The sequence below is a fragment of the Cryobacterium sp. TMT1-2-1 genome, assembly GCF_004403955.1.
Taxonomy (GTDB): domain Bacteria; phylum Actinomycetota; class Actinomycetes; order Actinomycetales; family Microbacteriaceae; genus Cryobacterium; species Cryobacterium psychrotolerans.
The window spans coordinates 1-7,928 of sequence record NZ_SOHC01000074.1 but is presented as its reverse complement, the minus strand read 5'-3'; the positions used below and the strand labels follow the sequence as shown (position 1 = coordinate 7,928).

7 protein-coding genes are annotated in these 7,928 nt (G+C 69.8%); 2 read left to right on the top strand and 5 right to left on the bottom strand.

The annotated features are described in order from the left end of the window. Positions 1 to 160 precede the first annotated feature (160 nt). The 3 genes from E3T33_RS13605 to E3T33_RS13595 all read right to left on the bottom strand — a co-directional run bounded on the left by E3T33_RS13605 (position 161) and on the right by E3T33_RS13595 (position 5,427). Positions 161 to 1,573 carry a ferric reductase-like transmembrane domain-containing protein gene (locus tag E3T33_RS13605; protein ID WP_241982953.1) on the bottom strand — a complete coding sequence of 471 codons (1,413 nt, stop codon included), beginning with the start codon at positions 1,571 to 1,573 and terminating at the stop codon, positions 161 to 163. 299 nt (positions 1,574 to 1,872) lie between these two features. After that, positions 1,873 to 4,380: a UvrD-helicase domain-containing protein gene (locus E3T33_RS13600; RefSeq protein WP_134575526.1), complete on the bottom strand. Its 2,508-nt coding sequence runs from the start codon at positions 4,378 to 4,380 to the stop codon at positions 1,873 to 1,875. Between the two features lie 42 nt (positions 4,381 to 4,422). Then, positions 4,423 to 5,427 (bottom strand): glycerophosphodiester phosphodiesterase family protein, encoded by a 1,005-nt coding sequence (locus tag E3T33_RS13595; RefSeq protein ID WP_092322288.1) that lies wholly within the window; start codon positions 5,425 to 5,427, stop codon positions 4,423 to 4,425. Positions 5,428 to 5,464: 37 nt separating this feature from the next. Here E3T33_RS13595 and E3T33_RS13590 point away from each other — a divergent pair, with 37 nt between their 5' ends. Together E3T33_RS13590 and E3T33_RS13585 are read left to right on the top strand one after the other, a co-directional pair. After that, a complete protein-coding gene (locus E3T33_RS13590; RefSeq protein ID WP_092322289.1) occupies positions 5,465 to 5,980 on the top strand; it encodes a hypothetical protein in 516 nt (171 codons plus the stop codon). 72 nt (positions 5,981 to 6,052) lie between these two features. Then, positions 6,053 to 6,859 carry a Bax inhibitor-1/YccA family protein gene (locus tag E3T33_RS13585; protein WP_092322463.1) on the top strand — a complete coding sequence of 269 codons (807 nt, stop codon included), beginning with the start codon at positions 6,053 to 6,055 and terminating at the stop codon, positions 6,857 to 6,859. 134 nt (positions 6,860 to 6,993) lie between these two features. Here the strand turns inward: E3T33_RS13585 and E3T33_RS13580 are convergent, their stop codons facing one another. Beyond that, on the bottom strand, positions 6,994 to 7,215 hold the full coding sequence (locus E3T33_RS13580) for a hypothetical protein (protein ID WP_092322290.1): 222 nt from the start codon (positions 7,213 to 7,215) through the stop codon (positions 6,994 to 6,996). Between the two features lie 96 nt (positions 7,216 to 7,311). Then, the gene (locus tag E3T33_RS15335) at positions 7,312 to 7,488 is read right to left on the bottom strand and encodes a 2TM domain-containing protein (RefSeq protein WP_166784498.1); all 177 of its coding nucleotides are present in this window, start codon (positions 7,486 to 7,488) and stop codon (positions 7,312 to 7,314) included. Between the last annotated feature and the right edge of the window lie 440 nt (positions 7,489 to 7,928).

Here is a 7,928-nt window from a genome sequence, read left to right as displayed (position 1 = left end):
GAGGCGGCACCCGAGGAGTCGGACGTGCCCGCCGCCGTGCCCGCCGCCGTGCCCGCCGCCGTGCCCGCCGGCGACAGGACGCCGGCCTGGACGCCCAGCTCCCAGCCTGCGGCCAGGACCGCCACGGAGGCCAGAGCGGCGAAGGCCGATGCTCGCTTTCTCACCAGTCGAACCTTTCGTAGTGGATTTGCCGGGTCGGCACGTGAGCCGCCCGGGCGTCGGCCACGACCGCGTCGGTCCAGCGCCTGGGCCCGCAGACGTACACGTCCGCCTCGCCCACGTCCGGCACGAGGGATGCCAACGTGATGCCGGCGGCCGCGGCATCCACCGGCAGCCAGCTGTCGACGCCGGCCGGCCGGTGCCCGGCGATGACCCGCAGGGTGGCCCCGCGGCGAGCGCACAGCGCGGCCATTTCGTCGGCAAGGTAGAGCTCTCCCGGCGACGGCGCCCGCAGGATGACCGTCGCGCCGCCCGGCTCGAACGACGCGCTCTCCAGCAGCGAGCGGATCGGCGCGACGCCGATGCCCGCGGCCACGAGCACGATCCGGGGCGAGGTCCTGGCCCGTTCCGTGAACAGTCCGTAGGGGCCCTCAAAGCTCACCCGGGTGCCCGTGGGCAGGGTGGGGAGCGCGGCCGAGGCGTCGCCGAGGCCGCGAACGGTGATCCGCAGCGAGTCTCCGCCCGGCGCGGCCGACAGCGAGAAGGGGTGCGCCTGCCACCAGAGGCCGGGCGTCCAGAACCTCCAGATGAAGAACTGGCCCGCCCTCGCGTTCAGCTTGCGGAGTCCGCGCCCGGTGAGGCGAATGGAGACGACGCCGGGGGCGACCCGATCGACGCCGGCAACAACGAGGCGGTGCCGGATGGAGCGCACCATCGGGATGATGAAGCGGAAGAGCAGGATCGAGCCGGCGACAGCGGCGTAGAGGGCCAGCCAGTAGTAGCGCTGGATCGATCCGTCGCGGAGCAGCCCGCCGACGTTCAGCTGGTGGGGGATCGACACGAGCACCGCTGCGTAGGCGAGCAGGTGCACGGCGTGCCAGGCCTCGTAGCGGAAACGGCGGCGCACCACGACGATGGAGCTGACCACGACGGTGACCAACAGCGCCAACCCGACGAAGGCGAGCGGCATGTCGGGAAGCTGGGTGAGCATGGTCCACACCTCCGCCGGGAGGGTGGAGTTGTCGGCGAGCGCGTAGCCGCCGATCAGCAGGGCGCCGTGGCCGAGGAGCAGGTAGAGCGCGGGCTTTCCGAGGGACTGGTGCACGGCCATGGCCCGGTCGTGGCCGAAGGCACGGTCGATCAGGGGCAGGCGCGCGGCCAGCAGCAGCATGACCAGCAGAAGGTCGCTGCCGACCAGCCCGCTCAGGATGCCGAGCGACGTGAGCGCGTCGGCCGGCGTCGTGAACCGTACGGCGCCGCCGTCGGCGAGGAAGATCGCGATGACGAGGGCGACCGAGACGACGCTGAGCACCTGCAGCGTGTCGGCCAGGCGCATCCGCCGCTGGTACGCCGGGTGCACTGGCGGCGCGGACGGTGCGCGGGCGGGGCGTCTCCTGGTCGTGTCGATGCTCATGAGAGCCAGCATCATCCCCGAGGCAATCGAACGGCTATCGGGAAGCTGAGAACCGGCTGTGGGCTTCCGATGCGCCCGCCCTGCCGGTCAGGCTGCTGCCGGCCGCAGAGCGAGGTCATCGCCCCGAAGGCCGCATAGGGCGCCAGATCGACGCGCCCCAATGCCACGAGCACGATCAGCGGCACCAGGACCGCCACGGTCGCGCGGAAGGCGACCTCGACATCGAGGGCCCGCAGCGACGTGGTCCGTTCGAGCAGGGTTTCCGGCCTCTCGCGCCTCGCCCTCGCCGCCCCGGGCGATTACAGCTTCTCGATCGGGGCGATCTTGATCAGCAGCTTTTTCGCGCCCGCCGTGTCGAATTGCACATGCGCGATCCGTTTGGCGCCGTCACCGGTGACCTGGTTGACGCGCCCGTCGCCGAAGTCGACGTGACGGATGCGGTCGCCGGCCGCCAGGGTGAGGTCGCCGTTGTCGCGCACTGTCCCGGTGACCCGGTTGGCCCACTCGGTCTTCGGCTTCGGCGCGGGCGGCAGGCCCGGCGGCGTGCCGTCCCGCTTGCCGAATCCGCCCCCGAAACCGTCCCGGCGGGCGTTCAGCGCGCGCGGCTGGGTTCCGCCGCGCGAGTTCGCCATGCCCGGCGACTGCTTCCAGTCGATCAGGTCGACCGGGATCTCCTGCAGGTAGCGGCTCGGCATCGCCACGTTGATGTCGCCGAACTGGGCCCTGGTCATCGCCAAAGACAGGTAGAGCCGCTGGCGGGCGCGGGTGATGCCCACGTAGAACAGCCGGCGTTCCTCGGCCGGTCCGCCCGGTTCGCCGGCGGACATCTGGTGCGGCAGCAGCCCCTCCTCGACCCCGGTGAGGAACACGGCCTCGTATTCGAGGCCCTTCGCGGTGTGCAGCGTCATCAGCGACACGGTCCCGGATGCGTCGTCGAGGTCGTCCGCGGCGGCCACGAGCGACACCTGGGTGAGGAAGTCGACCAGGCCGCTGTCGGGGTTCTCCCGGTTGAAGTCCTTCGTCTGGGCGACGAGTTCCTCGATGTTCTCCGCCCGGGCTTCGTCTTGCGGGTCGCGGCTGTTGCGGAGGCCGGCGAGCAGGGTGCTCCCGTCGAGCAGGAAGGTGAGCAGCTCCGAGACGTTCGCCGGGCCGGCCGGGCTGGCCGGGCTGGCCGGGCTGGCCGGGCTGGCCGGGTCGAGCTTGAGCGCGGCCTCGTCGAGCAGGGTGGACAACGCCAGGATGGCCCCGGTGACCTTCGGGCCGAGCCCCAGCGCGCCGGCGTTCCGCATGGCCTGCCGGAAGGTGATCTGGTTCGCCTCCGCGAAGCTGGCCAGCTGCGTTTCCGTGGCCGGGCCGATGCCGCGCTTGGGGGTGTTCAGGATGCGCCGCAGGGCCAGTTCGTCGACGGGGTTGGCGACCGAGATCAGGTAGGCGAGCGCATCCTTGATCTCGGCGCGTTCGTAGAACTTGGTTCCGCCGACGACCCGGTACGGCACGGCGGCGCGCACGAGGATCTCTTCCAGCGCCCGGGTCTGGGCGTTGGTGCGGTAGAACACGGCCATGTCGCGGTAGGCCATCCCGGCCTGGTGGAGCACCTCGATCTCGTCGGCGACGAACTGGGCCTCGTCGTGGCCGGAGTACGCGGTGTAGCCGACGATCTTCTCGCCGTCGCCGCCCGCGCTCCACAGCTTCTTCTCTTTCCGGTCGAAGTTGTGGCCGATCACGGCGTTGGCTGCCGAGAGGATGTTCTGGGTCGAGCGGTAGTTCTGCTCGAGCAGGATTACCTTCGTGCCGGGGAAGTCGCGTTCGAACTCGCTGATGTTGCGGGTGTCCGCGCCGCGGAAGGCGTAGATCGACTGGTCGGAGTCGCCCACGACGGTGAGCGAGGCACCGGGGATCGCGCCCGTTGCGTCGCGCAGGTTGCGCACGTGCACGCCGTCCGCTTCCATCTCCTCGGCCAGCTCCCGCGAGACCGGCCGGGTGAGCTCGCGGACGAGCGCGTACTGGGCATGGTTGGTGTCCTGGTATTCGTCGACCAGGAGGTGCCGGAACCGTCGCCGGTACAGCGCCGCCACGGCGGGGAAGGCGCGGAACAGGTAGACCGTCTCGCCGATCAGGTCGTCGAAGTCGAGGGCGCTGGCCGCGCGCAGCCGGCTCGTGTACTGCCGGAAGATCTCGACGAACATGACCTCCTGCGGGTCGCTCATGTTCGCGTTGCGGGCGTAGGAGTCGACATCCGCCAGCTCGTTCTTGAGCTTGGAGATTCTCGCGGACACGTTGCCGGGGGTGAAGCCGAGGGTGTCGGCGTCGAGGGACTTGATGATGCGTTTGAGGGTGACCTTGGTGTCGGCGGAGTCGTAGATGCTGAACGTGCTCGTCAGGCCCGCCTTCTCGGCCTCCCGGCGCAGGATGCGCACGCAGGAGGAGTGGAAGGTGGAGATCCACATTCCGTCGGCGCCCTGGCCGAGGATCGCCCTGACCCGGTCCCGCATCTCGGCGGCGGCCTTGTTGGTGAAGGTGATGGCCAGGATCTGGCTGGGCCAGGCCTCCCGGGTCTCGAGCAGGCTGGCGATGCGGCGGGTGAGCACGCTGGTCTTGCCCGAGCCGGCGCCGGCGATGATGAGCAGTGCGGGGCCGCGGTACTCGACGGCCTCGCGCTGCTGGGGGTTGAGCCCGTCGAGCAACGGGCTCCGGTATCTCTCTCCGCCGGCGGCACCCGGGCCGAAGCCGGGCCCGTCCATGATCACGGGCGTGGCAGTGGGGGCCGTGGTCGCGGGGGCGCTGTCCGGGGCTATGGGGGTCGTCATATCACTGTCAATTCTAGGTGTTGCCTCCGACACGCGGCCGCGTCAGAGCTCGTCCCTGACCATCACGGCGAGGTCGGGGTGGTCCACGAAGACCCCGTCGATCCCCGTGCGCATGATGGTCCGAAATTCCGTCAGCCAGTCGCCGTAGTCGGCCTTCAGCCTGCCCCGCCGGAACGACTTCGCCAGGAACCGGTTCTCGGGCCGCAGGGTCCAGCAGTAGATCTCCAGCCCGGCGGCGTGGGCCTGGTCGACGAGATCGGAGGCGCCGAGGACCCTCCCGGCCTCATCCGTCTCGAGGATGAGCGACTTGTCGACGCTGATGCCGTCGACCCGGCCGCTGAGCCCGTAGAGGCCCGCCCCGGTGAGGTAGTCGGCGTAATGCGGGGCCTTCGCCCCGAGCCGCGCCACCTGGTCGAACGGTTTGCCGCGCGCTTCGATGAGGTACACCCGTTTGCCGTAGATGCCGCGGGCGTAGATCCCGTCGAGCACGCCCTGCTCGAAGCTCTCGATCGTGAGGCGCCCGTCGGCCCCGTTCCAGCCGGCCGCGTTCACCTCCTCGGCGAACAACTCGTCCAGGGGCAGGCCGATCGAGTCGAAGTAGGTAGCGTGCTTGATCTCGGCGACCATCCCGAAGGCCCGCTTCTCATGCTCGGCCGCCCGGTCGATGATCTCGAAAACGTCTCGCAGGCGCAGGATCGGGAACCGGCCGTCGAAGGTGGCGCTGCTCCGGCGGATCTCGGGGATCCGCTCCCGGGCGCGGAGGGTGCTGAGTTCCGGCCAGGTGAAGTCCTCGGTGAACCAGCCGGTGAGTTCCTTACCGTCGAGTAGCTTCGTCGCGCGCCGGTCCGCGAACTCGGCGCGGGAGGCGACATCCGTCGTGCCGGAGATCTCGTTTTCGTGCCGCACGACGAGCACGCCGTCGCGGGTGGCCACGATGTCCGGTTCGACCGCGTCCGCGCCGAGCGCGAAGGCCAGTTCGTAGGCGGAACGGGTGTGCTCCGGCCGGTAACCGCTCGCGCCTCGGTGGCCAATGACGATCGGTTTCATTCCCCAAGATTAGCCGCGCGACTGCCAGAATCGACGCGTGACCATCGTGATCGAACCCGCCACGCGCGTGCACCGCCGGGGCGGCTATCGCGCGCGCTACCTGGCCGGCCTGGCCGCGGTGGTGCTGGGCGTCGCCGCCACCAACCTGACGAGCACGTACAGCCTGTTTTTCCTTCTCCTCGGACCGGCGGTGCAGCTGACCGGCTGGCTGGTGCTCCCCGGCGCGCTCTGGCGGCGCCTCGTTGTGATCGTGCCCGGCCTGGTGGCCGGCCTGGTGCTCATCGGCGGGGCCGACTTCGCCGGGGCGTGGGTCGTGCTGCTGGCCGGCTGGCTCCTCGTGCGACACCGCCCGGCGCTGAGCTACCTCGCCGTGCTGCCCCTCGTCGTCACGGTCTTCCTGCTCAAGTTCACGCTGAGCGAGTACAGCCAAAACTGGCTGGGCCTGCTGATCGGCGCGATCGTGACCGTCGGCTGCGCCTGGGCGGCCGCCTGGCTGGCGTCAATTAGGCCCGTACCGGGCATTTCCGAGCGGATGCCCAGCGTGTCTGAATAGAATCAACGTGGAACATCCCCCGGCGCCGACGTGGCGACGGCCGACACCCGACCGAATGTGAGCCAGGAAACCATGGCAACCTCCAACCCCGCCTTCTCGCGCAACGCCGCCTTCGGCGCGCCCGGTGCGCTGGCCTCGACCAAGGTACTCTCGCCCACCGAACTGCAGGACCTGTACAACGCCCCCGCCGCGGGCGCCCAGGACACCGACCGGATGAGCTACGAAGACACCATCGCGAAGACGACGCTGAGCTTCGCGCTGCTGCTCGTGGCCGCCGCCGCGTCGTGGTTCCTCACGCCGAGCATGATGTTCCTGCCCATCCTCGGTGCGATCGTCGGCCTCGTGCTCGGCCTGGTCAACACGTTCAAGAAGGAGCCGTCCCCGGGACTCATCCTCGCCTACGCGGTCGCCGAGGGCCTCTTCGTCGGCGGCATCTCGGTGATCTTCGAGCAGCTCTACCCGGGCGTCGTCGTGCAGGCCGTGCTGGCCACCCTCGTCGTCGTCGGCGTGACGCTCGCCCTGTTCGCGAACGGCAAGATCCGCGCCTCGAAGAAGGCCACCAAGGTCTTCATGATCGCGATGGTCGGCTACCTGGTGTTCTCGCTGGTCAACTTCGGCCTGGTCGCCTTCGGCGCCCTCGACAGCCCGTTCGGCCTGCGCAGCGCCGAGTTCATGGGCATCCCGCTCGGCCTGATCATCGGCGTCCTCGCCGTGATCATGGCCGCGTACTCCCTGGTGCTCGACTTCGACTTCATCCAGCGGGGCGTGAACAACCGCGCCCCCCGCAAGTTCGGCTGGTCCGGCGCCTTCGGCATCATGGTCACCGTCGTCTGGCTGTACGTGGAGCTGCTGCGCATCTTCGCGATCGCCCGCGACTAGCACCCCCGCAGGACAGACACGGCAGCACGGGCCGCCCCTCGGGGCGGCCCGTGCTACTTCCCGTCCCGCTGCTTCCCCGCCCGGCAAGCTCGGCACCGCGGCGGCACGGCGGAGAGGTGGAGAGGCGGAGAGGCTCAGTCGACGGCTTCGACCTGGGTGCGGATGTAGCTCTGCTCCCCGGAGGACAGCCGCACGACACCCGAATCGGCCGGAGGAGCCGTGCCGGCGAGGGCGTACACGGCCGCCAGCGCGGCCGGGCTGAGCTGCGCAGCCAGGTCGGCGAGGATCTCGTGCTTGAAGGTGACGTCCAGCGGAGGCCACCACCGCTCGATCGGGGGAAGGCCGTTGCTGTTCATGTCAGCCTCCTTTCAGGGCGAATGCATGCGGGACGCAGGGCGTGTAGGCGCGGGGCGCGAGGTGCAGCCGCGTAAGGCAGGGGATCGCCGCGGCGCTCAGCGCCCGCCGCGCAGTTCTCGATCGATGTCGGATTCGGTGATCGGCCGACGGTAGAGGGTGTTCCAGGCGTCGAGCCGCAGCGCCAGGCCCCAGCCGGCGAGCACCCAGCCGGGCCAGAAGTAGCCCCTCCCGGTGACCGCCCAGACCCCGACCAGGAACGCGTTGACCACCACGTAAGGACGATGTCGCCGACGAGCTTGCGTTTTCTCTCCAGCCGCCGCCGGGCATCCGCGCGTTCGGGCGGCGGGGCACCGAAGTCGTCGGGCGGAAGGGGCCGTCCCGGTTCGGCATTCATCGACATGGAGCCACCTCCTGCAACCGACACGGCGCATGTCATCTCCTCCGAAAGATACCCGCCCCGCGCCCCATCCACCATGCCCCGCTCACCACGCCCACAACACCCGCCGAACTGTGAGTTTGGCACCTTCGTTGGGCTCGGGAAGGTGCCAAACTCACAGTTCGGCGGAGGGGACCAGAGGCCAGGGGCCAGAGGCCAGGGGCCAGGGGGCCAGGGCTAGACGCTATGGGGTATTGAGCTGGGGCCTCCCGATCGCATAGACCGTGGGTTGCGGGCCGGGTGTGTCTGGCTCGTAGTGCCACATATGTGAGGGAG

What these genes read in the sequence shown, in the direction of transcription:
- E3T33_RS13605 (WP_241982953.1), bottom strand. Translation starts at nt 1,573, where the DNA reads ATGAGCATCGACACGACCAGGAGACGCCCCGCCCGCGCACCGTCCGCG.
- E3T33_RS13600 (WP_134575526.1), bottom strand. Translation starts at nt 4,380, where the DNA reads ATGACGACCCCCATAGCCCCGGACAGCGCCCCCGCGACCACGGCCCCC.
- E3T33_RS13595 (WP_092322288.1), bottom strand. Translation starts at nt 5,427, where the DNA reads ATGAAACCGATCGTCATTGGCCACCGAGGCGCGAGCGGTTACCGGCCG.
- E3T33_RS13585 (WP_092322463.1), top strand. Translation starts at nt 6,053, where the DNA reads ATGGCAACCTCCAACCCCGCCTTCTCGCGCAACGCCGCCTTCGGCGCG.
- E3T33_RS13580 (WP_092322290.1), bottom strand. Translation starts at nt 7,215, where the DNA reads ATGAACAGCAACGGCCTTCCCCCGATCGAGCGGTGGTGGCCTCCGCTG.